The following is a 23,149-nucleotide window of genomic DNA, read 5'->3' on the forward strand; positions in this document are numbered from 1 at the left end:
GTTTGTGTCCCGCTAAGTGCCCAACAAGAATTAGTTTGACCTATTTGGAACGTCATGCTGAGCTTGTCGAAGCATCTCTAACGAGTCGTTAAACGATTGGTTTAGTGTGCGGTAGAGATGCTTCGACAAGCTCAGCATGACGTTCTTTTTAATGCAAAACGATTTTCGCCACCTACTTACGTCGACCGCAGTGGCCGCTTCTCCAGTATCAGCTGGTCACGGTAGTCGTGCAGGGTGAGTTCCAGGCCCACGGGGTAGGTGTGCGGATTCAGGAAGCGCCGGATGCCGGGGTCCAGGCTTTGCACTTCGCGCTGGGCGTGGGCGCGGCTTTCCAGTAGCGTGGGCAGCTCCAGCACGCGCCGGCCGCCGCGGAATACGGGCTCCAGCAGCTCTTTGTAGTGGGCCTCGGGGCGCACGGCGCGACGACGGGTGTAGTCGGCCGGATCTACCAGCGTGAGCTGGGCGGGCAGGGCTTCGGCGGTATTGTAGAGCATGTCGGCGCGGGGCTTGCCGTACTCATTGAGGTAGCGGCGCACCTGCAGAATGCCGGGGATGCTGGTTTTGACGAGCTGCTCGGAGAGCTTGATGGTGTAGTCCCACCCCGTACCAGCGGCGTTGCGCAGGGCCGCCAGCTTATACACGCCCCCCAGCGCCGCCTGGTTGTAGGCCGTCACGAGCTGGGTGCCGATGCCCCAGGTGTCGATGCGCGCCCCCTGCGACTTCAGGCTGGTGATGAGGTTTTCTTCGAGGTCGTTGCTGGCCACGATGCGGGTTTTCTGAAAGCCGGCTTCGTCCAGCAGGGCGCGGGCCTCGCGGCTGAGGTAGGCCAGGTCGCCGGAGTCGAGGCGGATGCCGCCCAGCTCGTGGCCCTGGGCGCGCATCTGCCGGGCCACGCTGATGGCGTGGCGCACGCCCTCCAGCGTGTCGTAAGTATCGACCAGGAACACCGAATCGTCGGGGAAGGCCTGGGCGTAGGCGGCAAAGGCCTGCTGTTCGTCGCCGAAGGCCTGCACCCAGCTGTGGGCGTGGGTGCCGCGCACCGGAATGCCGTAGCGCTGCCCGGCCAGCACGTTGGACGTGGCATCGACGCCGCCCAGGTAGGCTGCCCGACTGGCCCCGAGGCCGCCATCGAAACCCTGAGCGCGGCGCAGCCCGAACTCCAGCACCTGATCCGTCGGGCCGGCCGCTTCGCGGATGCGGGCGGCTTTGGTGGCAATCAGGGTCTGGAAATTGACCAGCGTGAGCAGCGCCGTTTCCAGCAGCTGAGCCTGGAGCAACGGCCCCTGCACCCGAATCAGCGGCTCGTTGCCGAACACTACGGTACCCTCCGCAATGGCGTCGATGTCGCAGGTGAATTTCAGGTCGCGCAGGTAATCCAGGAATTCCTGAGGAAACAGCCGGGTGCCTTTGCTGCCCTGCAGACTGGCCAGGTAGTCGAGGTCGGCGGGGGCAAAGCGGAAGTTTTCCAGCCAGTCCACGGCCAGCGCCAGCCCGGCCGCTACGGCGTAGCCGCCCTGAAACGGGGCGCGGCGGAAGTAGAGGTGAAACACGGCTTCGCGGTCCTGCATGCCCTGCTGCCAGTAGCCGTAGGCCATGGTGAGCTGGTAGAGGTCGGTGACCAGGGCCAAAGACGGGGCGTAGAGGCCGGACAGCGGGGCAGGATTCAGGCTGGACATAAGGGTGCGAAGAGAGGATACAAACCCGGCGGCTCGGGCGGCCCGGGCGTGGCCAGACGAGCCAGCCGGAAGCCCGCCGGTAAAGAACCCTAAAGTTTGCAGAAAGTATGCATCTCCAGGCCCGCAGCCGTCAAAGGGCCACCCGGGGCAAGGCCTTAGGAAGAGGATACCAGCAGCAAAAATCCGTCTGTTTACCCTGAAGTGAAAATAACCGGATGAGGTGCCGGGAAAGAAGATATACTATAGAATAATATTTATATTATTGCATTATTAATTTGAAGAGTGTCGATGCCGTTTTCCCCTTAATCTTTGTTTTTTACCTTTTACCGCCGCCTTTCGTGAGAAAAATTTTATCCGTTTTAACCTGTGCTGTGCTGGCTTTGCCGGCTACTCAGGTAGTCTGGGCGCAGCAAGCGCCGGTCCGCCAGCTCGTTCCGGGGCAGTTTTATCCGGGGATGCCTGGCCGAGCAGCACGGCCAGTTGATTCCAAGTCTACTCTGGCTCGCCTCCCGCAGGCGCGCTCTATGGCCGCCTGGACGGCCGTGGCCAGCATGAGCATCGCCCGCAGCCAGCACTCGGCGGTGGGTGTCGGCGGCAAATTCTACGTGTGGGGAGGCTACGTTGGTGATCTAAGCTCTACGCCTACGGAATACAGCAGCCTGGAAATCTATACCCCGGCCACTAACTCCTGGAGCACTGGGGCTAATTACCCCTTCGGAAGCCGGGGCCACGCCTCAACCGTAGGTGCCGATGGCCTGATCTACAGCTTTAGCGGGGTAAGAGGAGGATTTATCAACAACTGTTACCGCTACAACCCGGTCACCAACGCTTGGGCCGCTATTGCCAGTATTCCCGCGGCGGTATGGCTGGCCGGCGCGGCAACGGGCAACGACGGCAGAATATATGTTTTCGGGGGCTATGACGTCAGCGGGAACCTGGCTTCTACCGGAACTCAGATTTATACCCCGGCCACCAACACCTGGAGTGCTGGTGCGCCAATGCCGGTTGGGCGGCACGGGCACGTCGCCGTGAAGGATGGCAACGGCATGATGCACCTCATCGGGGGCACGCAAAGTAGCAATATGGGACCTACGGCCATCACCTCACACCTGGCTTACAATCCGACTACCAATACCTGGACCACGCTGGCGGCTTTGCCAGTGGGCGTAAACCAGGCTGGTGGCACCCTCGGGGCCGATGGGAACATCTACGTGGTGGGCGGCAAAGACAACTACTTCAACAACAACCCGGCGTTTTTCAGCACGGTGTATGTCTACAACCCGACTACCAATGCCTGGAGCGCGGGTACCAGCCTGCCCATTCAGCTGAGCGAAACCAAAACGCTGGCGCTGGGCAAGGACCTCTACACCCTGGCCGGGGCCAACGGGGTTCAGCAAGCCGTAGCGTACCGCACCGCGGTAGGCAGCAGCTACACCTGGACCGGATTCACTTCCACGGCCTGGACGGTAGGCTCCAACTGGTCGGGTGGCGTAGTGCCCACGGCTGCCGACGACGTGGTGATTCCTACGGGGCTGGGCCGCTACCCGGTGGTGAGCAGCGCTACGCCAACGGCCTACACCATCACGATAAATAATGGCGGTCAGCTTGCCGTCAGCACTGGCGCTACGCTGACCCTGACGGGGAACTTCATCAACAACGGCACGTTCAGCGCCGTCGACGATGCCAGCGTATTCCTGGCTGGGGCTGCCGCGCAGTCGGTGGGCGGCACTACCATCACCCAGTTCCGCAATCTGAACGTGGGCCCGGCCGGCGCGACGCTGAGCGGGCAGGTAGAAATCCAGCGCCTGCTCACCCTGACCGGCAACCTGACTACGAACGGCCAGCGCTTTCTGATTCTGTCGAATAACGTGGGGACGGCTCAGGTGTATAACAATGGCGGCGTAGTAACGGGCAGCACGGTGGTGCAGCGCTACATCGACGGGGCCGGCAACTCCGGCTTCGGCTACCGCCATTTTGCCCCTGCCGTCGGCGGGGCCAACCTCGACAACCTCGCTATTTTTCCGATTCTGCCCGGGGCGCTGAACCCCGGCCCGCTGCAGATCAATGTTGCCTACAACTCGGCCGCCCAGCCCGGTTTGGTAAACCCGTTCCCGACGGTTTATTCCTACGACCAGAGCCGGGTCGCGACCGTATCCGGCCCCGTCGACTTCAGCCAGGGCTACCAGTCGCCGATGGCAACCAACCAGGCATTGACGGTAGCCGCAGGGCTGACCATCAACCAACCGGCGGGCAACTTCTTCGAGCTGACGGGTACCAGCCTAACTACCGGCCCGGTCACGCGTACCGGCCTGGTCCGCAGCACCCCGGCCGATGCGGGCTGGCAGCTGCTGGGCAACCCGTATCCGGCGCCCATCGACTGGACCAAGGTCACGCGGACCAACGTAGATGATGCCGTGTACCTGTACCGCTCTACCGGGCAGTACGACGGCGGCTATAGCAGCTTTGTGAACAACGTGGGTGATGCCCGCTATATTCCGATGGGGCAGGGCTTCTTCGTGCGGGTATCGGCCGCCGGAGCCAGCGGCACCGTAGGCTTCACCAACGCGGCCCGCCTGACCACCTACACGGAAGTAGACTACAGCCGCCCGACGGCCGAAACGCGGCCGTTGCTGCAACTGCAGCTCCAGCGCGCAGGCCAGCGCGGTGCCGCCAGCCAGGATGATTTCTACGTATATGAGCAGGCCGGCGCAACCGCTGGCTTCGACGCCGGCTACGATGCGCTGAAAGTGCAGCTCAACGGCGGCGACCAGCCTACCATCTATCACCAGGCGGGTAGCGAGTCACTGGCTATTCAGGGTTTGCCCGCAGGCACTACGGCGCGCAGCCTGGCGCTGGGCGTGCACGCCCCGGCCGCGGGCCAGTACGAGTTCCGCCCGGAGCAGCTGGTCAATTTCACTGCCGGCGAGCCCGTGTGGCTGGAAGATAAGCTCACCAACACCTGGCACGACCTGCGGCAGGGTATCTACACGGCCAACCTCAGCCAGGGCCTGAGTGCTACGCGCTTCGTGCTGCACCTGCACCAGGCCCGCGTAACGGCTATCAAAACGGCCTGGATGGGCGAGGTGCAGGTGTATCCGAACCCCGCGGCCGACCTCCCCGTGACCGTACTGGCCAACGGCCTGCCGGGCAGCCGCGCCGAGCTGGTGCTGGTCAACAGCGTGGGGCAGCGCGTGTGGCAGCACACGGCCGCCGTAACGGGCCGGGAGCTGCGTGCCCAGGTGCCCGTAGCCGGCCTGGCCCGGGGCGTATACACGCTGCAAGTGCAAACTGCCGCGGGCGTACTCACCCGCAAGCTCGTGCTGCAATAGTCCGCCCTCTACTCATCATCAGGACCGCTTACCAGTTCAAAAAGAAACATGATCAAGCCGATAATTAGCCGCATTGCCATTTGTGTTGTCGTATTGGGTTGCACCCAGCTTCCCGTGCTGGCTCAGGGCCCGGGCCTGGGCGGACCCAAACCCGGTGCCACCAATGTCCCCATCGACGGGGGAGCCAGCCTGCTGCTGGCCGGAGGGGTGGCGTTGGGTTTACGGCGTCTGCGCCGCCGCTAAGCGCTACAGCCCCGGTATCACTCCAGGGCCAGTTATACTCCTGGCGCAGTGGTTTGCGAAACCGCCGTAGGGTGCGGGGCTGGCCCCCGCCCGTCGGCGCGACGAGTATAGCAAGTAGATTCAGGTACCAGTTGCCGCCCATTGTGCCCAGCACGGTGGGCGGTTTTTTTTGCCCGGCGCTATTGCGGGGTATCTGGTGCTGCTGCCGGAACGAGTAAACACGACTTCGTGCTGAGAATGATGAGCTGCGTTTCTACTTCCGAACACAGTGTCCGGTTCCGGACAGGGTTTCCGCGGCTGTTGGCGCTGCTTAGATTCTAAAATGAAATGCAACAAACGCGTCTGCTGTCTGCAATAGCACTTTACCCGGAATCTCAGAGGGGAGTTACCTCCCCTCTGATTCCGGGGAAGGTGGTATGTTTGCCTCAATCGCCAAACTGTTGCACCATGTCCCACCTCACCCTTAGCCAAAGGTATCAAATCTGGAGCCTGCGCCATCTCACACCCGCCGAGATTGGGCGGCGCATTGGCAAACACCGTTCCGTGGTCACGCGCGAGATTGCCCGTAACGGCCCCACCCGCCAGGCGTACCAGCCGCAGCTGGCCCACAAACGGGCGGCCCAACGCAAAAAAGCCAACGCCGTGAAAACGATACCGCTTGTGTGCCAGACCATTGCCCAAGGCTTGGCCAACCAATGGTCGCCCGACCAGATAGAAGGCCGCTGCCAGCAGCAGGGGCAGCCCATGCTCAGCCGGGCGGCCATTTATGCCCACATCTGGCGCGACCAGCGGCAGGGCGGCCAGTTGTACAAAGACTTACGCCATGCCAATCGCCCCTATCGCAAGCGCTACGGCAAACCCGACGGGCGCGGCAAAGCGGCCAAAAGGGCCGCTAAGCCCAGCATCGACCAGCGTCCGGCCGTGGTCGCAGAAAAGAGCCGTTTCGGCGACTGGGAACTCGACACGGTGCTGGGTCCCCAGCAAAAAGGCGTCCTGGTCACGATACCCGAACGCAGCAGCAACTATCTGCTCATGCAGCTGGTAGCGGATAAATCCGCCGCCCAAACCCGTCAGGCGATTATCGACAGCCTAAGCCAAAGCGGCTTGCCCGTCCACACGCTCACGTCGGATAACGGCACCGAGTTCGCCGACTATGAGCAGATCGCCAAAGCGTTAAAAACGTCCTTCTACTTTGCCCACCCCTACCGTGCCTGGGAACGGGGAGCCAACGAACACAACAACAAACTCATCCGCCAGTACCTGCCTAAAAAGCAAGACTTTTCCCAGATGAGCCCCCAACAGATAACCACCTACCAGGACCGCCTCAATGACCGGCCCCGAAAGAAATTGAACTATTCCACGCCCAGTGAATGCCTTAAATCCCTCTTTTCAACCCAATTTGTTGCATTTCAAACGTGAACCTGCATTGTTATTTAGGGAAAAAGTTTAACAAATATGTAGATTTGTTAAACTTTGTAATATTCCAAGCCAACCCCGCCGTTCAGCTTCACCACACCTTTTTACCAACTGCGAATGAAAAAGATTTTACCCTATCTATGGCTGGTTCTCCTGGGAATACTCCCACGGCCGGCCGCCCACGCCCAGAGCTCCGCTCCGCTGCGGATTGTGGCCGGGCGCGTCGTCTCCGGCACTTTACCGCCGGCCGCGCAGCAGCCCGCCGTGGCAGTCAGCTCCCCGGCCCGCGCTACGGCCGCCGTGGTCTGGAACGCGGTGGCCAGCATCCCCGTCGCCCGGGCCCAGCACGCGGCCGAAGTGGTGGGTAATAAAATTTACGTCTGGGGGGGCTACGTGGACGGTGGCAGTGTTCCCATCAGTTCCATGAGTATCTACGATGTAGCGACCAACACCTGGAGCGCCGGGGCCAATTGCCCGATCAGCACCCGGGGGCAGGCCCACGCGGTGGGAGCCAACGGGCTGCTGTATAGCATGAGCGGGGCTAGTGCAAACGGCGCACTTTGCTCCAGCTACAACCCAGCCACGAATACCTGGGCCGCCATTGCCAATATCCCCACCCCAGTGTGGGAGGCGCGGGCCCTTACCGGCCTCGACGGAAAGATCTATGTACTGGGCGGCGAGGGCAACGACAGCGGCCTCCAGATTTACAACCCCACTACCAATACCTGGAGCACCGGGGCCACCATGCCCACCGGCTCGAAAGCCGGTACGGCGGCCATCGACAACAATGGCCGGCTACACGTGATAGGTGGCGTCAATGCAGGTTACGGCCTCATAAATCCGCATAACGTGTACACCCCCGCCACCAACACCTGGACCACGGCCGCCGCGATGCCCGCTGCCCGGGCACAGGCGGGCAGCGTCCTGGGCAGTGATGGGCAGATTTACGTAGTGGGCGGCAAGAATTCCGCCACTAATCTGAATACCCCGGTGTACAGCGAAGTGTACGTGTACAACGTCGGCACTGACACCTGGACGACTTCCTCCAACCTGCCAACGGCTTTGGGTGAGCTGAAGGCGGTGCGGGTTGGCGGCGACATTTACAGCATCGCCGGCCAAAACGGTGTAGCGCAGGCGCTGGTGTACCGCGCCTTCATCAGCAATGTCGCGCCCACGGTGACCACGGCGGCGGCCAGCGCCATTGCCAGCACCAGCGCCACGCTGGGGGGCAACGTAACCAACGACGGCGGAAGCCCCGTGACCGAGCGGGGCGTAGTGTACAGCACCACCAACGCCACGCCGACTACTGCCGATACCAAAGCCACCAACGGCACGGGGGGCGGCTCCTTCTCGGCTACCGTTTCGGGCCTCACGCCCGGCACCACGTACAATGTGCGGGCCTACGCCATCAACTCCCTGGGCACCAGCTACGGCAGCGTTATCACCTTCACCACCACCGCTGCCGCAACGGCCACGAGCTGGACGGGCGCGGTGAGCACGGACTGGTTTACGGCCGGCAACTGGACGGCCGGTGTGCCCACCACGGCCCTGGACGCCACCATCCCGGCTTCGGCCCCGCGCATGCCCGCCATTACGGCCGGCACGGCCTCGGTGAAAACCCTGACCCTGAACAGCGGCAGCAGCCTGACGCAAACCTCCGGCACGCTCGACGTGCGCGGTGACCTGACCAGCAACGGCACCTTCCAGCCCACGGGCGGCACGGTGGTGCTGGGCAGCAGCACGCTGGCCAGCCTGAGCGGCAGCAGCGGCATGCGCTTCTGGAACCTGACGGTGAATGCCAGCGGGGCCCAGCTGAGCACCGCGGCCAGCACCGCGGTGCAGCGTCTGCTCACGCTCAACGGCAACCTGGCCACCCAGGGCAATGCATTCACCCTGGAAAGCAACAGCGCCACCACGGCGATGGTGGTTAACAACGGCAGCGCCGTGGTCAACGGCACCAGCACCGTGCAGCGCTACCTCGACCCAAGCCTGAACGCCGGCCTGGGCTACCGTCACTACAGCTCCCCCGTGGTGAGCACCGCCGTCAGCGACCTGGCCACCGGCGGCTTCACGCCCGTGGTCAACAACAACTACAACAGCGCCGCCGTGCCCGGGGCCACCACGCCCTTCCCCACCGTGTTCGGCTACGATGAGAGCCGCATCACGGCGGCCAATGCTACCACCCTGGCCTTCGAGCAGGGCTACTTCTCGCCCGCCGCGCTGAGCACCCCGCTGACGCTGGGTCGCGGCTACACGGTCAACCTCGCCGCCAGCGAGAAGGTCGCCCTGACGGGGGCCCTCAACACCGGTACGGTGCCCGTAGGGGCCCTCTCCCGCGGCAGCGAGGCCAACTCGGGCTGGCAGCTGCTGGGCAACCCCTATCCGGCCCCGTTGGACTGGAACGTGGCCCGCACCGGCCTGCCCACCGGCGTGCAGGATGCCATCTACGTCTACAAGTCCAGCGACCAGTACAACGGCACCTACCAGTTTTACACGAACGGCTTTGGCTCCCTGCCCGGCGGCCTGATCGGCTCAATGCAGGGCTTCTTCGTACGGGTGTCGCAGCCTGTGCCCAGCTTCAGCTTCCAGAACAGCTGGCGCACCACAACCTACCAGAACCCGACCTTCAACCGCCCCACGGCCGACACCCGGCCCTCGGTACAACTGGAGCTGGTTTCGGCCCAGGGTGCGCATGAGCCGACCTACGTCTACTTTGAGCAGGGAGCCACGGCTGGCTTCGATACGCGCTACGACGCCGAGAAGCTGGTCAACACCACCGGCCTGAACCTGTCCTCGTCGGCCGCTGGTACCCCGTTGGCCATCAATGGCCTGCCACTGTTCACTGCCACGACGACGGTGCCCCTGAACGTAGGCGTACCCGTAACGGGCACCTACACGCTGACGGCCGCCAGCCTGGCCAACCTGGGCACCACGGACGTGTACCTGCACGACGCGCTGACCGACCGGCAGATTAACCTCAAGCAGCAGCCGAGCTACATCTTCTCGGCCTCCAACGCAGCGCTGATTACGGGCCGCTTTACCCTGAACTTCGGGCCGATGCGTCCTACGGCTACGCAGAACGGCCTCACCGCCGCCAGCGTGAGCCTGTATCCGAACCCGGCCCACAAGAGCTTCACGCTGCTGGTGCCCGCCGTCCGCGGCGAGAGCCAGGCGAAGCTAACGCTGTATAACGTGCTCGGCCAGGCCGTGCGCACTGCCGCGGTGGCCCTGCCCGCTGCCGGCGCACAGACCACGATGGACGTGCAGGGCCTGCCGCTGGGCGTGTATGTGCTGCGCGTGAAGGCCGGCGCGACGACCGTCATCAAACAGGTGGTCGTCAACTAACGCCGCGGAAAGAACCGGCCCGGCAAAGCGGTGTAGCCGGGCCGGTATTTCCAGCCTATTCTCTCGCTCAACTCTAAAAAATACATGAAACACGTTATTCTTCCCGTTCTTATTCTGTTCCTGGTGCTGCTGGGCAGTTCCTCCACTCAGGCTCAGGGCCCCGGCTTGGGCGGCCCCCGGCCCGGGGCTACCAATGCGCCCTTGGATGGGGGAGCCTCCCTGCTGCTGGCCGCTGGTGCTGCCTACGGCCTCAAAAAGCTGCGTCGGCGCTAGTCTCTGCCGCGGAACCCGATAGAACACTCACATTACTGCGCCCATCGTGCTCTGCGCGGTGGGCGTTTTTTTGGGTTAGCCGGATTTGGTACCACTCATACTTCCGAACACAGTGTCCGGTTCCGGACAGGGTTTCCGCGGCTGTTGGCGCTGGATTTTTTTGTTGGATATTGAAAATAAGGGCGTTGGATAAGTGGCACGGCCGTTGGCAGAGAAGAGGGAAATCCTCAACTCTCCTGCACGAAAATGGACAGAGCAATTTCTTCCGCCACCCAGGGCCAGCGTCGCCGCCGCCGCGGGCTGCTGCTGGCCCTGACCCTGGGCCTGGCCGTGGCCGCCCTGCTGGCGTTCCGGATGGTGCTGCAGCCCGGCATCAGCCGCTCCCGGATTCTGACCGCCAACGCCGAAACCGGCGACGTGGAAGCCTCGCTCACCGCCTCGGGCCTGATTATTCCGGGGCACGAGGCCGTCCTTACCAGCCCCATCCAAAGCACCATCCGACGGGTAGCCGTGCAGGTAGGGGAGAAGGTACAGCCCGGCCAGACGATTCTGGAGCTGGATAAGGAGCTGACGAACAGTGCCCTGGCCAAGCTCCAGGACGGCCAGCAGCAGAACCGCAACAAGCACTCCCAGCTCCAGCTCAGCCTGGAAAAAGCCCTGAACGACCTCCAGTCCCAGGAAAAAGTACAGCGCGTGAAGGTGCGCAGCCTGCAGTCGGCGCTGCGCGATGAGCAGTACCTGCTTAAAATCGGGGGCGGCACGGCCGAGAGTGTGCGCCAGGCCGGGCTGAACCTGAAAGTGGCCCGGCTGGAGCTGGAGCGCCTGGGTGAGCAGATCGGTAACCAGCGCGCCGCCAACGCCGCCGACGTGCGCGAGGTGGGCTTCACGATGCAGATTCAGGACCGCAGCATTACGGAGCTGGCCGGTAAGCTCAGTCAGGCCAACATCAACAGCCAGCAGCCCGGGGTGCTGACCTGGGTGAACGAGGATATCGGGGCCACCGTGAACCAGGGCGACGCGCTGGCCCGGGTGGCCGATTTGAGCAGCTTCCGCGTCCGGGCCACCATTTCCGATGCCTACGCCGACGCCCTGCACCTCGGCGACGCGGTGGTAGTACGCCTCAACGGCATCGACCTGCGCGGCACCATCAGCACCATCAGCCCGGCCGTGGACAAGGGTGTGGTTACGTTCTACGCCCGCCTGGCCCAGGATCATCATCCGGCCCTGCGCTCCAACCTGCGGGCTGATGTATTCGTGGTAACCAAAGCCCACCACCAGACCGTGCGGGTGAAAAATGGCCCCTTCTACCAGGGCGGCAAAGAACAGCCGGTGTTCGTGGTGCGCGAAGGCCGGGCCGAGCGCCGCACCGTGCGCTTCGGCGACAGCAACTTCGACTGGGTGCAGGTGGTGGAGGGCCTGCAGCCCGGCGACGAAATCGTGGTCAGCGACATGAAGGCCTACCTCGACACGCCCCGCCTCACCCTCCAGGACTAACCGGCCATGAGTTTTCCATCTGTTTTCGGGCGGCAGGCCCGGGCCTTTTTTGCCGGCGGGCTACCACTCCGGACCCTGGCGCTGCTGCTTGTGCTCAGCTGGCCGGCCGCCGCGCAGCAAGGCCCCGCGTTAGGGCTGCGCGACGTGATTGAGCTGGCCCTGAACCAGTCGGCGGTGGCCAGGCAGGCGGTGGTGAACCGCGAAACCAGCTACTGGCAATACCGCGCCTACCAGTCGGGCTACCGGCCCCAGCTGGCTTTGCAGGGAACCCTGCCCAACTACAACCGCGTGATTACGCCGGTAGTGCAGCCCGACGGTACCACTGACTTCCGGGCCGTGCGCATCAACAACGCCAACGTGGGGGTGACCCTGACCCAGGCTATTGGTCCGACCGGGGCCCAGCTCTACGTGAGCTCCGCCGTGCAGCGCTTCGACGATTTCAACCGCAGTGCCCGACTCTACAACAACCAGCCCGTCGGTATTGGGCTGACCCAACCCATCGGCCGCTTCAACAGCCTGCGCTGGGCCCGCAAGATCGAGCCGTTGCGCTACGAGGAATCGGGCCGGCAATACGTGGAAGAGCGCGAAACCATTGCCCAGCGCAGCACGGAGCTGTACTTCGACGTGCTGCTGCAGCAGGTGAATGCCGACGTGGCCGGCCAGAACGTGCGGGCCAACGAGGAAATGCGCCGCCTGGGCCAGGAGCGCTTCCGGCTCGGCCGTCTCTCGCAGAGCGACCTGCTGCTGCTGGAGCTTAACCTGCTCAACTCCCGCCGAGCCTTCGGCCAGGCCCGGATCGACGCCGACAACGCCGCCCTCAGCCTGCGGGCTTACACCGGTCAGCCGACCGGAGCACCGCGCCTGACCGTGCCCGCCGCCGCGCCGGCTCTCGCCGTAGCGGCTGATCTGGCGCTGGCCCAGGCCCGCCAGAACCGCCGCGAAACGCTGGCCTTCCGCCGTCGCCTGCTGCAGGCCGAAAGCGACGTGGCCCAGGCCAGGGGCAGCACTGGCTTCCAGGCCACGCTGCAGGCCAGCCTCGGCTACGTGAACAGCGCCCAGAATTTCTGGACTACCTACAACAACCCCCAAAATCAGCAGCAGGTGAGCCTGGCCTTCGCAATGCCGCTGGTGGACTGGGGCCGGCAGAAGTCGGTGGTGAAAACGGCGGAGCTCAGCCGCCAGCAGGTGCAGCAAACCGTGGCGCAGGAGCAAGTCACCTTCGAGCAGACCGTAGTGCTGCAGGCTACCCAGCTGGGCAGTCTGCAGGAGCAGCTGAGCTTATCGGCCCAGGCCGATTCCCTGGCCCAGCGCCGCTACGACATTGCTCAGGCCACCTACAAAGTGGGTCGCATCAGCCTCACCGACCTCAACATTGCCCTGGCCGAGAAGGACCAGGCGAAGCGCGCTTACATTGCCGCGCTGCGGGCCTGCTGGGTGGCGCACTACCGGCTCCGCGCCCTCACGCTGTACGATTTTGAATTGCAGCAGCCGCTGGTGGCGAGTGGGGAGGGGGCGAAGTGGTGAAATGTGTCATTGCGAGCAAAGCGAAGCAATCCGTCTTCTGAAATGTGAACCGCCTAATGAAAGTAGCAAGCCCCGACGTAGCCCATACGTCTTGTCCTTACCCAAAACTCAAAAGCCCTTCCAGCCATGTGGCTGGAAGGGCTTTTTTGCATGGTTGAGTCCCCGATTCGCAGCTTTTCAAATGGCGTTAGCTGTCAAAAAAGTACATTTTTGCTACTGCTGAACAGCCAGAAAAAGATTTGGGTAAGGACAAGACGTAGCCCATACGTCGGGGCTTTCCAGGCTAAACGGACTCGATTTGTTGCCCAGAACGGATTGCTTCGCTTTGCTCGCAATGACGCATTTCACAACTTCACCATTCACTGCGCGGGGGCCGGTACGCTGCTGTTCCAGATGTCCTGGTGCAGCTTCCACTGGCCGGCTTCCTCTTTCCAGACGACCAGGTATTTGCCCTGATCGACCTGCTGACCACCGGCGGCGAAGAGCGTGTAGGTGCCCAGCTCAATGGCCGTGTCGTCGAGCTCCTCAATGTCGCGGGTCCTGAGCTTCACTTGCTTGATGCCCATGGCCATGGCGCTCTGCCAGAAGGTCTGGATGCCACCTGCCCCCTCTATCGTGTCCATCCCCGTGGGGAGCAGCACGCCGGTGCTGGTGTAGAGGCCGGCAATGCCGGCCGCGTCGCCCCGCTCAAAGCTGGCTTCAAACAGGTCGTTGGCGCGCCGGATTTCGTCGCGGATGCTGGTGGCTGTGGTTGGCATGAGAGGGGGAATTAAGTTGGCGAAATAGGTCGCTCCTGTAATATGGCAATATTACTTAGCAATAAAAAGCGACCCGGCCGGGGTGGTGCCACGACTTTTTTGGTCGTGGTACCACTATCGTTGAATGACGACTTCATGCAGGAAATGGACTTGGAGTACGAAGAATTCGTCGTGGTACCACTGTCGTTGAATGACGACTTCATGCAGGAAATGGACTTGGAGTACGAAGAATTCGTCGTGGTACCACTATCGTTGAATGACGACAGGAGGAAGCAGCAGAGGCCTACCACCAGCAGTGAGGAACTCAGCTGGCCGCAACGATAGTGGTACCACGACTCAAAGTCGTGGCACCACCCCGGACCACCAAAGTCCACCAGCGCACACGCGGTGCCTCATATCCGAACACGTTGTCCGTTTTTGGACAATATTTAAAGCTGAGTATTTTGTTGTTATCAACTTAAGTAGTTGAAAATAAACAGTTTTGGTATTTGGCACAGCGCTTGGCTGAGTACCCGGGAACCCGTGGCCCCGGGCCGCAAAACCGGACAACTTCCTTTCGCTACCTAACCGCCTTCGCTCATGAGCCTGACCTCCTCCCAGATTGACCTGCTGCCGGCTGCCGCGGCCACCGTGCCGGCCATGCTCACGCTCACCAACATTGAAAAGGTGTATCAGACCAGGACTATCGAAACCGTGGCGCTGAACCGCGTCAACCTGACCATCGGTAAGGGCGAGTTCGTGTCTATTATGGGGCCGTCGGGTTGCGGCAAGTCTACGCTGCTCAGCATCATTGGGCTGCTCGATGAGCCCACGAGCGGCACGGTGGAAATCGAGGGCCGGCCGGTGACTTCCTGCTCCGACAAGGAGCTGGCCCGGCTGCGGAATGAGAAAATCGGCTTCGTCTTCCAGAGCTACCACCTCATCAACGACCTCTCGGTGCTCGACAACGTGGAGCTGCCGCTGCTTTACCGCTCCGGCGTGAGCGGCAAGGAGCGCCGGCAGCGCGCCCACGCGGCGCTGGATAAGGTCGGCCTCAGCGCCCGCACCAGCCACTTCCCCAGCCAGCTTTCCGGCGGGCAGCGTCAGCGCGTGGCCATTGCCCGGGCCCTGGCCGGCAACCCCGAAATCATCCTGGCCGATGAGCCCACCGGCAACCTCGACTCGGTGATGGGGGAGGAAATCATGGACCTGCTGCTGGACCTGAACCGCCAGAGCGGCGTGACCATCATCATGGTAACTCACGATGAGCAGCAGGCGCTGAAAACCGAGCGCGTCATCCGCTTCTTCGACGGCAGCCAGGTACAGTAAATCAATTATCAATGAGCAATGAACAATGCGCAATTAGAAAGTCGCCGGACTTGATTGCCATTGGAAAATTGCTCATTGTTCACTGCTAATTGCTCATTGAACACGATGCTTCTCAATTACCTGAAAATTGCCTGGAAGGTGCTCTTGCGGCGCAAGTTTTTCACCTTCATCAGCCTGTTTGGCATCAGCTTCACGCTCATGATTCTATTGGTGGTGTATTCGATGTTCGACTACACGGTGGGGGCGCAGACGCCGGAAAAGCGGCTTGACCGGCTGCTGTTTACCAGCCCCATAGCCATCTGGTCGCCGAATACGAGCAACGTTTCCCGCCCCAGCTACTCGTTTCTGGAGCGCTACATCCGGCCGCTGCACACCCCCGAAAAAGTGTCCATCAGCACCGGCCCCGGCCTGGTCGTGACTTACGTGGGCAACACCAAGCTCAAACTCGACCAGAAGTACACTGACGCCGAGTTCTGGCAGGTGCTGGACTTTGAGTTTGCCGAAGGCCGGCCGTATTCGCTGGCCGAGGTAGCGGCGGCAGCCCGCGTACTGGTCATCAACGAGAGCACGGCCCGCAACTGCTTCGGCACGGCGCGCGGCGTGGTGGGCCGCACCCTCGTCACGGATGATAACATGAGCTACCGCGTGGTGGGCGTGGTGCGCGACGTGCCCGCCGCCCGCACCTTCACCTACGCTGAGGTCTGGATGCCCATCACTACCAGCACCGAGGACATTCACAACGCGGAGTACATGGGTTCGTGCATGGCCATTCTGCTGGCCCGCCGCCCCGAGGACATTCCGGCCATCCAGCGCGAGTTTGCCCAGGCCGTGGCCCGCGCGCCTTTGCCTACCAGCGTGTATGAATGGGTGATTGAAGTGCGCCTCTATGCCGGTACCCTGCTGGCCACCATGGTGCGCGATGAGCTAGGTGAATTTGGCCCCAACGATGGCGTGGGGCGGTTCCGGCAGCTGGGGGCGGGCCTGGCGCTGCTCTTTATGCTGCTGCCGGCCCTGAACCTAGTCAACATCAACATCAGCCGCATCCGCGACCGCAGCTCCGAGATTGGGGTGCGCAAGGCGTTTGGGGCCACGGGCGGGGCGCTCATCGGGCAGTTTCTGGTCGAGAATGTGTTTCTGACCCTGCTTGGCGGCCTGCTGGGACTGGCGCTGGCGGCGGGTGCCCTGCATCTGCTCAATGGCAGCGGGCTGATAGCCTACACCCAGTTCGGCGTCAACGGCCGGGTATTCGGGGTGGCGCTGGCGGCCATCCTGTTCTTTGGGCTGCTCTCCGGCGTGTACCCGGCCTACAAAATGTCGAGACTTAACCCCGTAAAAGCCCTCAAGGGCGACCAGAACGCCCTATGATACGCCACCTGTTCACCCTGATTTGGAACCGCCGCCGGGCCAACTTCCTGCTCATCACCGAGATATTTCTGGCCTTCGTGGTCTTGTTTGTCGTGGGCAGCTTGCTGGTGTACCATGCGCGCAATTACCGCACTCCGCTGGGCTTTGGCTACGCGCAGGTCTGGTGCCTCAACCTCGACCCCGGTGCCCTGCCCCAGGCCGGCCGCCTGGCCACGGTGCGGCAGGTGATGGCGCGGCTGCGGGCCATGCCCGAAGTAGTGGCCGTGGGCCGTACCTCCGGCAACACGCCCTTTTCGGGCAACACCAACGGCTCGGACGTGGGTGTGGGTATGGAGCGTAAGAACAGCGTGGAGAACACGAGTGGCCACTTGGTGGAAGACGACCTGCGCCAGGTGCTGGAGCTGCCGCTGGTGGCGGGCCGCTGGTTCGATAAGCGCGACGATGCCGCCATGCTGCGGCCGGCCGTGATTTCGCGCGACCTGGGTGAAACCCTGTTTCCGGGGCAGTCGGCACTGGGCAAAACGGTGGGCCGCAACGGCAAAGAATACCGCGTGGTGGGCCTGGTAGAGCGGTTCCGGGCCGATGGCGACCTGGTGGAGGCCCGGCCCGCCATGCTCGTGCGGGTGAGTCAGCAGGACACGGTCTGGGGCGAGGCGCAGGCCATCCTGCTGCGGGTGCGGCCCGGCGCCGGTGCCGCCCTGGAGCGGCAGATGAACCGCGAAACCCTGGCTATTGCCAAAGGCTGGAGCGTGGGCATCACCACGATGAGCGAGCAGCGTGCCGCCCAGCTCAAGCGTACCCTGACGCCCATTGTGGCGCTGGTTATCGTGTGCGTGTTTCTGATTGTGAACGTGGCCCTGGGCTTGTTCGGGGTGCTGTGGCAAACTATCAGCCAGCGTCGGACCGAGATTGGGGTGCGCCGCGCTTTGGGTGCTACCGGCCCGGCAGTCAGCGGCCAGATTGTGGGCGAAATGCTGGTAGTGGCCACCTTTGGGCTGGGGCTGGGGCTGCTGGTGGCGGTGCAGTTTCCGTTGCTGGGCGTGTTTGGGGTGCCGGCCGGCGTCTACGGCACGGCCATGCTGCTGGCTGCCGGCCTGCTCTACGCGCTGGTCATTGCTTGTGCTGTGTACCCGAGCCAGCTGGCGGCTGGCATCCGGCCGGCCGTGGCGCTGCGTGAGGAGTAAGCTTGGCTACTCCTCAAAATTGATTCGCACAGGTTCGATTTAGGGAGCAACGGGTCGGAATCGGTTATTCATAGCTCAAAACAGGCTCTCCTTGGCTCAAAACCGAAGGTCAAACCTCGGAAATCGGTTTTCGCTGGTTCAAAATTGACCTTCTTTGGCCCTCAATCGGGGTCGAGGCCCCGATTGGGGGCCTGCCTTCTCTGCTTTTCACTACCTGCTTATGATTCTTATCGTTGACGACGACCTGGCCGTACGCACCTCGTTGGGCTTGTTGCTCAAGCAGGCCGGCTACGCTGCCAAGGCCGTAGCCACGCCCGAAGACGCTCTGCAAACCGTGCGCACCACGCCCCCGGCCCTGATACTGATGGACATGAACTACTCCTTCGACACCAGCGGCCACGACGGCCTGCACCTGCTGGCTCAGGTGAAGCAGCTGACGCCCCAGGTCCCCGTGATTCTGATTACCGGCTGGGGCTCCATCACCCTGGCCGTGGAAGGCATCAAGGCCGGCGCGGCGGAGTTCGTGACCAAACCCTGGAACAACGCCGCCCTGCTCCAGACTATCCGCACCATCCTGAGTTTGCACGAACACCCCGTGGAAACCGATGGCCCCACGCTCAGCCGCCGCGACCTGGACCGGCAGTTCAACTTCCGCAGCATCGTGGGGCAGGACGCGCAGCTGCTGCACCTGCTGCGCAGCGTGGGCCAGGTAGCCGCCACCGACGCCTCGGTGCTGATTGAGGGCGAAAGCGGCACCGGCAAGGAGCTGATTGCCGAGGCGGTCCACCACAACAGTCACCGCCGCCAGCAGCCCTTCGTGAAGGTGAACCTGGGCGGCATTTCGGCTTCGCTGTTCGAGAGTGAGATGTTCGGCCACCGCCGCGGGGCCTTCACCGACGCCAAGGCCGACCGCGTGGGCCGGTTTGAGCTGGCCAATAAGGGCACCATCTTCCTCGACGAAATCGGGGAGCTGGACCTGAGCAGCCAGGTGAAGCTGCTGCGCGTGCTGCAGGACCGCACCTACGAAGTACTCGGCGACAGCCGCGCCCGCACCCTGGATATTCGCGTAATCTGCGCCACCAACCGCAACCTGGCCGAGCTGGTGCAGGAAGGCCGTTTCCGCGAAGATCTGTTCTACCGCATCAACCTGATTACGGTGCGCCTGCCCGCCCTGCGCGAGCGGCCCGACGATATTCCGCTGCTGGTCCAGCACTTCATTGGCAACCTGCGCACCACCTACCACCGCCCGGCCCTGAAAGTGAGTACCCGCGCCCTGCACTGGCTGCGCGACCTGCCCCTGGCCGGCAATATTCGGGAGCTGAAAAACCTGGTGGAACGGGCCGTACTGGTGAGCGGCAAAGATGAGCTGGGCCCCGACGACTTCCAGGCTCAGTTTCAGAACGCCCCATCCAGGCCCGCCACTCCCGGCGAGCTGCCCGCCGTGGGCTCCATGACCCTCGACGAGCTCGAAGCCCGGATGATCCGCAAGTCCATGGATTTCTACGCTGGCAACGTGAGTCGCGTGGCCAGGGCCCTAGGACTAAGCCGGGGCGCGCTGTACCGGCGGCTGGAGAAGTACGCCATTCCGTTCGACGTGGAGAAGGGCAGCTAGGGCTAGAAGCTAGTCTAGTTCCCCTCCTCAGATGAGGAGGGGCTAGGGGTGGTTGATGCGTCAGAACGTCCTGGGCTAAAAGCCGCTTCAATTCCAGCCAGCACTCCATCCAGTTGTTCCAAAACCAGCCTGTTCTCAAACCGCAGCACCGTTAGCCCCAATTTGTTTAGGTAGGCCGTCCGCTCCACGTCCTTTGCCTCGCCACTCACCGTGAAATGGTGCGCACCATCTAACTCAATAACCAACTTCTCGGCCGGGCAATAAAAATCCACAATGTATTGCCCAATGCCGTGCTGACGGCGGAATTTTCGGCCAGCCAGTTGGTTTCGCTGCAAGGCCCTCCAGAGTGTGGCCTCCGCTTTTGTAAGATGAATACGAAGCTCGCGGCGGACAGCTTTTTGGCTGGGGAGGTCATGGATGTGGTGGGTATCGGGCATAGTGGTATAGAATTTAGACTTGTTCCCGAATAAGCAATAATGAAAAAAGAACGTCATGCTTCATCTGGCGTCCGCGCAGCCGAAGCATCTCTACCGCTTTGTTGCTTTAGCATTGATTAATAATGCGGTAGAGATGCTTCGGCTGCGCGGACGCCAGATGAAGCATGACCGCTGAATTTGCGCTTTTCTGTATTTAGGAACAAGTCTTTTAGCTAGTTCAAGGTAAACAACGATTATCAACCACCCCTAACCCCTCCTCATCTGAGGAGGGGAACTAGACTAGCTTCTAGCCCTGGCTTCTGCATTACCTCATGACCTTACGCACCAAGTTCCTGCTCTTCGTTATCCTCATTCACGGAGTGCTGATTCTGCTGGCCGCGCAGGTGATGCGGACGAATGCGCCGCTGTTCGTGGGGCTGGAAGTGCTGCTGCTGGTTAGTATTTATTTTACCGCGCAGCTGTACCGGAGCTTCGTGCGGCCGTTTCAGCTCATCGCGGCCGGCGTTGCAGCCATTCGCAGCAAAGACTTTTCCCTGAAATTTGTGCCCGTGGGCCAAAAGGAAATGGACCAGCTGATCGACGTGTACAACCACATGATTGATGAGCTGCGGCAGGAGCGCGTAACCCAGCACGAGAAAAGCTTTCTGCTGGAACGCCTGCTCCAGGCCTCGCCCGCCGGGGTACTGCTGCTCGACTTTGAGGGCCGCATCGAAACCCTGAACCCGGCGGCGGTGCAGTGTCTGCAATTGCCCGGGGCCGCGCTGCTGGGCCGCAAGCCCGGCGAGCTACCCGGGGAGTGGGGCCCGGCCCTGAGCAGCCTGCAGGCCGGTCAGCCCCAGGTTATCCGCCTGTCGGGCATCCAGACCTACCGCGCCCACTGCTCCCATTTCCTGGATCGGGGCTTCACCCGCAACTTCATCGTGCTGGAAGAGCTGACTCAGGAGCTGATCCGCCAGGAAAAGCAGGCCTACGAGAAGCTGATCCGAATGATGTCGCACGAAATCAACAACTCCATCGGGGCCATCAACTCCATCCTGCAAAGCTTCGGCTACTACACGCCCCAGTTGCGGGCCGAGGATCAGCCCGACTTCACCGAAGCCCTAGAAGTGTCCATCAACCGCAATACCCACCTGGCCAACTTCATGGCCAACTTCGCCAACCTGGTGCGCCTGCCCGCCCCCAACCGCCAGCCCTGCGACGTGCACGAGCTGCTGCGCGCCATTTACCGGCTGATGCTGGTGCAGAGTGAGAAACACGGGATTACCTGGCACTGGGAGCTGGCGCCGGGTCCGCTCCGGGTGAGCCTGGACCATCAGCAGATGGAGCAGGCGGTGCTCAACATCGTGAAAAATGCCCTCGAAGCCATCGGCGCAAACGGCACCCTCACCATCCGGACCACGACCGAACCGCCTACGCTGAGTCTGCTCAACGACGGCCCCGGTATTCCGGCGGAAGTGCAGCAGCGGCTGTTTACCCCGTTCTTTAGCACCAAGCGCGACGGCCAGGGCATCGGCCTCACCCTCATCCGCGACATCCTGCTCCAGCACGACTTCCGCTTCCGCCTCGAAACCCAGCCCGACGGTCTCACGGCATTTACTGTTCATTTGCAGGCAACGGAATAGGCCGCGGCCGCGGCCCTGGTGGCCTGAGCACCGGGCCGGTTCAGGCCCTGCGGAGCTGCCCCGGCCGAAACCGGCCCGCCCCTCCGGGCTACGTATGCGCGTGGCAGTACTGGTCCGCGTCGAGCAGCGTGGCTACGATGGGCGGGCGGACAGTGGCCGGCAGCTGGCGGAACAGCTGCTGGAGGCTTTCATCGAGGTGGCACAGTACCAGGGGCATATGACGGTGACGCAGCTGCTGGTAGTATTTCAGCAGCAAAGTCATGGCTTGCTGGGGCAGCTGGTGAATATGGCTGCAGTCGATCCACACGGAGGCTTTACCACTGTGGGCCGCCCGCCGAAGCGCTTTAGCCAGGGATACTTCCTCCCGCAGCTCGGCATTCTCAGTCAGAATCAGCAGGTAGCTTTCGGGCAAAATCTCGTGGTACACTTCCAGGGCTGCCATGGGAGTAGCGGTTAGGTAAGTGGCACCAAATGAAGATGATAGTCTTTTCAGTAGCCGGAGTAGTATACGCCGACAGCCGGCTAAAAGACGTAAAGCCAGCCACTTTTGTGAGCCGCCCTGCCGGCAGCAGGTCCCTAAGCAATCAGCCCCTGGTTGAGGGCATATTTCACCAGCGCCGCGGTGTTTTTGGCCTGGGTTTTCTCGATGATATTCTGGCGGTGCGTCTCGATGGTCCGCCGGCTGGTGAACAGCTTGTCGGCCATTTCGGCGTTGGTCAGGCCTTCGGCAATGAGCTGCAGGACTTCCAGCTCCCGACCCGACAACTCATGCGGCATTCTGGAAACGTGGTCGGAGGACTTGTCCGGGGAAAGCTGGTTGAGCTTGCGCAGCAGATCCAACCCGGTTTCGGTGCCCAGAAATAGCCGCCCATCGGCCACGGTACGAATGGCATGGATGATTTCGGTGCTGTCGGCATTCTTGAGGATGAAGCCCCGCGCGCCCGAATCCATTGTTCGGGACACGTATTTTTCGTGGTCGAGCATCGATAAGACGAGGACCCGTACCGTGGGATGGTGCTGCTGCAGCTCAGTCAGGGTGGTAACGCCGTCCATTCCGGGCATGTTCAGATCCAGCAGCACTACGTCGGCGGGCGTAGTGGCCAGTAAGTCGAGCAAGGCTTCCCCGTCGGCTGCTTCGCCCACTACCTGCAGGTCGGCTTCTCCCCCCAGCAAGGCCCGGATTCCTTCGCGCAGAATGGTGTGGTCGTCGGTTAGGATAAGGCGGATCATGGCAGCAAGGGTAGGAAGGCGGGCAAGGAAACCCGGCTATCAGAACGCAACCGAGCGGGGGTGGGTTGAGGGCCCCGGCTTCGGGAAAAAACCGGGGTGGCGGTAGCCGCGCCGGAAAGCCCGAAGCGCCCGTTCCCCACCGCTGCCGCCCCGGCCGTTGGCAACGGGCGGCCGGGCAAAAATGCGCAAGCCCATGCGTCACCGAAGCGGGAAGCATGGGCTTGGGTGGTGGCCCCGGCGAGAATCGAACTCACATCTAAAGTTTAGGAAACCCTTGTTCTATCCGTTGAACTACGGGGCCAGTGCTAAGCGCCGGGTAAAGGTAGGCTGAAT

17 protein-coding genes and 1 tRNA gene are annotated in these 23,149 nt (G+C 62.4%); 12 read left to right on the forward strand and 6 right to left on the reverse strand.

Going from position 1 to position 23,149, the window contains the following annotated elements; translation table 11 throughout:
* Nucleotides 1-176 precede the first annotated feature (176 nt).
* Entirely contained in the window at nucleotides 177-1,676 is a 1,500-nt protein-coding gene (locus tag ABD833_RS14145; protein WP_345073845.1) for a nicotinate phosphoribosyltransferase, read from the reverse strand.
* A gap of 524 nt (nucleotides 1,677-2,200) precedes the next feature.
* Here ABD833_RS14145 and ABD833_RS14150 point away from each other — a divergent pair.
* The 7 genes from ABD833_RS14150 (at nucleotide 2,201) to ABD833_RS14180 (ending at nucleotide 13,300) form a co-directional block, all read left to right on the forward strand.
* Nucleotides 2,201-5,005, forward strand: a complete 2,805-nt coding sequence (locus tag ABD833_RS14150; protein WP_345073846.1) for a T9SS type A sorting domain-containing protein — start codon at nucleotides 2,201-2,203, stop codon at nucleotides 5,003-5,005.
* A gap of 48 nt (nucleotides 5,006-5,053) precedes the next feature.
* On the forward strand, nucleotides 5,054-5,248 hold the full coding sequence (locus tag ABD833_RS14155) for a PID-CTERM protein-sorting domain-containing protein (RefSeq protein WP_345073847.1): 195 nt from the start codon (nucleotides 5,054-5,056) through the stop codon (nucleotides 5,246-5,248).
* Nucleotides 5,249-5,695: 447 nt separating this feature from the next.
* A complete protein-coding gene (locus tag ABD833_RS14160; RefSeq protein ID WP_345073848.1) occupies nucleotides 5,696-6,667 on the forward strand; it encodes an IS30 family transposase in 972 nt (323 codons plus the stop codon).
* A gap of 114 nt (nucleotides 6,668-6,781) precedes the next feature.
* Complete coding sequence (locus ABD833_RS14165; protein ID WP_345073849.1) at nucleotides 6,782-10,009, forward strand: Kelch repeat-containing protein; 3,228 nt, start codon at nucleotides 6,782-6,784, stop codon at nucleotides 10,007-10,009.
* A gap of 84 nt (nucleotides 10,010-10,093) precedes the next feature.
* Nucleotides 10,094-10,282 (forward strand): PID-CTERM protein-sorting domain-containing protein, encoded by a 189-nt coding sequence (locus ABD833_RS14170; RefSeq protein WP_345073851.1) that lies wholly within the window; start codon nucleotides 10,094-10,096, stop codon nucleotides 10,280-10,282.
* 246 nt (nucleotides 10,283-10,528) lie between these two features.
* Complete coding sequence (locus ABD833_RS14175; protein ID WP_345073852.1) at nucleotides 10,529-11,776, forward strand: efflux RND transporter periplasmic adaptor subunit; 1,248 nt, start codon at nucleotides 10,529-10,531, stop codon at nucleotides 11,774-11,776.
* Between the two features lie 6 nt (nucleotides 11,777-11,782).
* Nucleotides 11,783-13,300 carry a TolC family protein gene (locus tag ABD833_RS14180; RefSeq protein ID WP_345073854.1) on the forward strand — a complete coding sequence of 506 codons (1,518 nt, stop codon included), beginning with the start codon at nucleotides 11,783-11,785 and terminating at the stop codon, nucleotides 13,298-13,300.
* A gap of 359 nt (nucleotides 13,301-13,659) precedes the next feature.
* Here the strand turns inward: ABD833_RS14180 and ABD833_RS14185 are convergent, their stop codons facing one another.
* A complete protein-coding gene (locus ABD833_RS14185; protein ID WP_345073855.1) occupies nucleotides 13,660-14,058 on the reverse strand; it encodes a YybH family protein in 399 nt (132 codons plus the stop codon).
* 639 nt (nucleotides 14,059-14,697) lie between these two features.
* Between ABD833_RS14185 and ABD833_RS14190 the strand changes: the two genes are divergently transcribed.
* From ABD833_RS14190 to ABD833_RS14205, 4 genes are all read left to right on the forward strand, one after another.
* Nucleotides 14,698-15,366, forward strand: a complete 669-nt coding sequence (locus tag ABD833_RS14190; RefSeq protein WP_345073892.1) for an ABC transporter ATP-binding protein — start codon at nucleotides 14,698-14,700, stop codon at nucleotides 15,364-15,366.
* A gap of 105 nt (nucleotides 15,367-15,471) precedes the next feature.
* Nucleotides 15,472-16,731: an ABC transporter permease gene (locus ABD833_RS14195; RefSeq protein ID WP_345073856.1), complete on the forward strand. Its 1,260-nt coding sequence runs from the start codon at nucleotides 15,472-15,474 to the stop codon at nucleotides 16,729-16,731.
* Nucleotides 16,728-17,915: an ABC transporter permease gene (locus ABD833_RS14200; RefSeq protein WP_345073857.1), complete on the forward strand. Its 1,188-nt coding sequence runs from the start codon at nucleotides 16,728-16,730 to the stop codon at nucleotides 17,913-17,915. Before ABD833_RS14195 ends, ABD833_RS14200 begins: the two co-directional genes overlap by 4 nt.
* A 220-nt stretch (nucleotides 17,916-18,135) precedes the next feature.
* A complete protein-coding gene (locus ABD833_RS14205) occupies nucleotides 18,136-19,527 on the forward strand; it encodes a sigma-54-dependent transcriptional regulator (RefSeq protein WP_345073859.1) in 1,392 nt (463 codons plus the stop codon).
* Between the two features lie 14 nt (nucleotides 19,528-19,541).
* Here ABD833_RS14205 and ABD833_RS14210 read toward each other — a convergent pair whose 3' ends face one another.
* The gene (locus tag ABD833_RS14210; RefSeq protein WP_345073861.1) at nucleotides 19,542-19,964 is read right to left on the reverse strand and encodes an endonuclease domain-containing protein; all 423 of its coding nucleotides are present in this window, start codon (nucleotides 19,962-19,964) and stop codon (nucleotides 19,542-19,544) included.
* A 311-nt stretch (nucleotides 19,965-20,275) separates the two neighbouring features.
* Between ABD833_RS14210 and ABD833_RS14215 the strand changes: the two genes are divergently transcribed.
* On the forward strand, nucleotides 20,276-21,586 hold the full coding sequence (locus tag ABD833_RS14215) for a sensor histidine kinase (protein WP_345073862.1): 1,311 nt from the start codon (nucleotides 20,276-20,278) through the stop codon (nucleotides 21,584-21,586).
* Nucleotides 21,587-21,674: 88 nt separating this feature from the next.
* On the opposite strand, the gene ABD833_RS14220 is transcribed toward ABD833_RS14215, so the two are convergent.
* The 3 genes from ABD833_RS14220 to ABD833_RS14230 form a co-directional block, all read right to left on the reverse strand.
* Nucleotides 21,675-22,028, reverse strand: a complete 354-nt coding sequence (locus ABD833_RS14220; RefSeq protein ID WP_345073863.1) for an STAS domain-containing protein — start codon at nucleotides 22,026-22,028, stop codon at nucleotides 21,675-21,677.
* A 134-nt stretch (nucleotides 22,029-22,162) separates the two neighbouring features.
* Nucleotides 22,163-22,816 (reverse strand): response regulator transcription factor, encoded by a 654-nt coding sequence (locus tag ABD833_RS14225; RefSeq protein ID WP_345073865.1) that lies wholly within the window; start codon nucleotides 22,814-22,816, stop codon nucleotides 22,163-22,165.
* A gap of 226 nt (nucleotides 22,817-23,042) precedes the next feature.
* Nucleotides 23,043-23,117: transfer RNA gene (locus tag ABD833_RS14230), tRNA-Arg, on the reverse strand.
* Nucleotides 23,118-23,149 lie beyond the last annotated feature (32 nt).

The sequence above is a fragment of the Hymenobacter fastidiosus genome (assembly GCF_039539565.1).
Taxonomy (GTDB): domain Bacteria; phylum Bacteroidota; class Bacteroidia; order Cytophagales; family Hymenobacteraceae; genus Hymenobacter; species Hymenobacter fastidiosus.

Coding starts and splice junctions, on each gene's coding strand:
- ABD833_RS14165 (WP_345073849.1), top strand. CDS start 6,782: ATGAAAAAGATTTTACCCTATCTATGGCTGGTTCTCCTGGGAATACTC.
- ABD833_RS14185 (WP_345073855.1), bottom strand. CDS start 14,058: ATGCCAACCACAGCCACCAGCATCCGCGACGAAATCCGGCGCGCCAAC.
- ABD833_RS14205 (WP_345073859.1), top strand. CDS start 18,136: ATGATTCTTATCGTTGACGACGACCTGGCCGTACGCACCTCGTTGGGC.
- ABD833_RS14145 (WP_345073845.1), bottom strand. CDS start 1,676: ATGTCCAGCCTGAATCCTGCCCCGCTGTCCGGCCTCTACGCCCCGTCT.
- ABD833_RS14175 (WP_345073852.1), top strand. CDS start 10,529: ATGGACAGAGCAATTTCTTCCGCCACCCAGGGCCAGCGTCGCCGCCGC.
- ABD833_RS14220 (WP_345073863.1), bottom strand. CDS start 22,028: ATGGCAGCCCTGGAAGTGTACCACGAGATTTTGCCCGAAAGCTACCTG.
- ABD833_RS14155 (WP_345073847.1), top strand. CDS start 5,054: ATGATCAAGCCGATAATTAGCCGCATTGCCATTTGTGTTGTCGTATTG.
- ABD833_RS14190 (WP_345073892.1), top strand. CDS start 14,698: ATGCTCACGCTCACCAACATTGAAAAGGTGTATCAGACCAGGACTATC.
- ABD833_RS14215 (WP_345073862.1), top strand. CDS start 20,276: ATGACCTTACGCACCAAGTTCCTGCTCTTCGTTATCCTCATTCACGGA.
- ABD833_RS14195 (WP_345073856.1), top strand. CDS start 15,472: ATGCTTCTCAATTACCTGAAAATTGCCTGGAAGGTGCTCTTGCGGCGC.
- ABD833_RS14180 (WP_345073854.1), top strand. CDS start 11,783: ATGAGTTTTCCATCTGTTTTCGGGCGGCAGGCCCGGGCCTTTTTTGCC.
- ABD833_RS14160 (WP_345073848.1), top strand. CDS start 5,696: ATGTCCCACCTCACCCTTAGCCAAAGGTATCAAATCTGGAGCCTGCGC.
- ABD833_RS14200 (WP_345073857.1), top strand. CDS start 16,728: ATGATACGCCACCTGTTCACCCTGATTTGGAACCGCCGCCGGGCCAAC.
- ABD833_RS14225 (WP_345073865.1), bottom strand. CDS start 22,816: ATGATCCGCCTTATCCTAACCGACGACCACACCATTCTGCGCGAAGGA.
- ABD833_RS14150 (WP_345073846.1), top strand. CDS start 2,201: ATGGCCGCCTGGACGGCCGTGGCCAGCATGAGCATCGCCCGCAGCCAG.
- ABD833_RS14170 (WP_345073851.1), top strand. CDS start 10,094: ATGAAACACGTTATTCTTCCCGTTCTTATTCTGTTCCTGGTGCTGCTG.
- ABD833_RS14210 (WP_345073861.1), bottom strand. CDS start 19,964: ATGCCCGATACCCACCACATCCATGACCTCCCCAGCCAAAAAGCTGTC.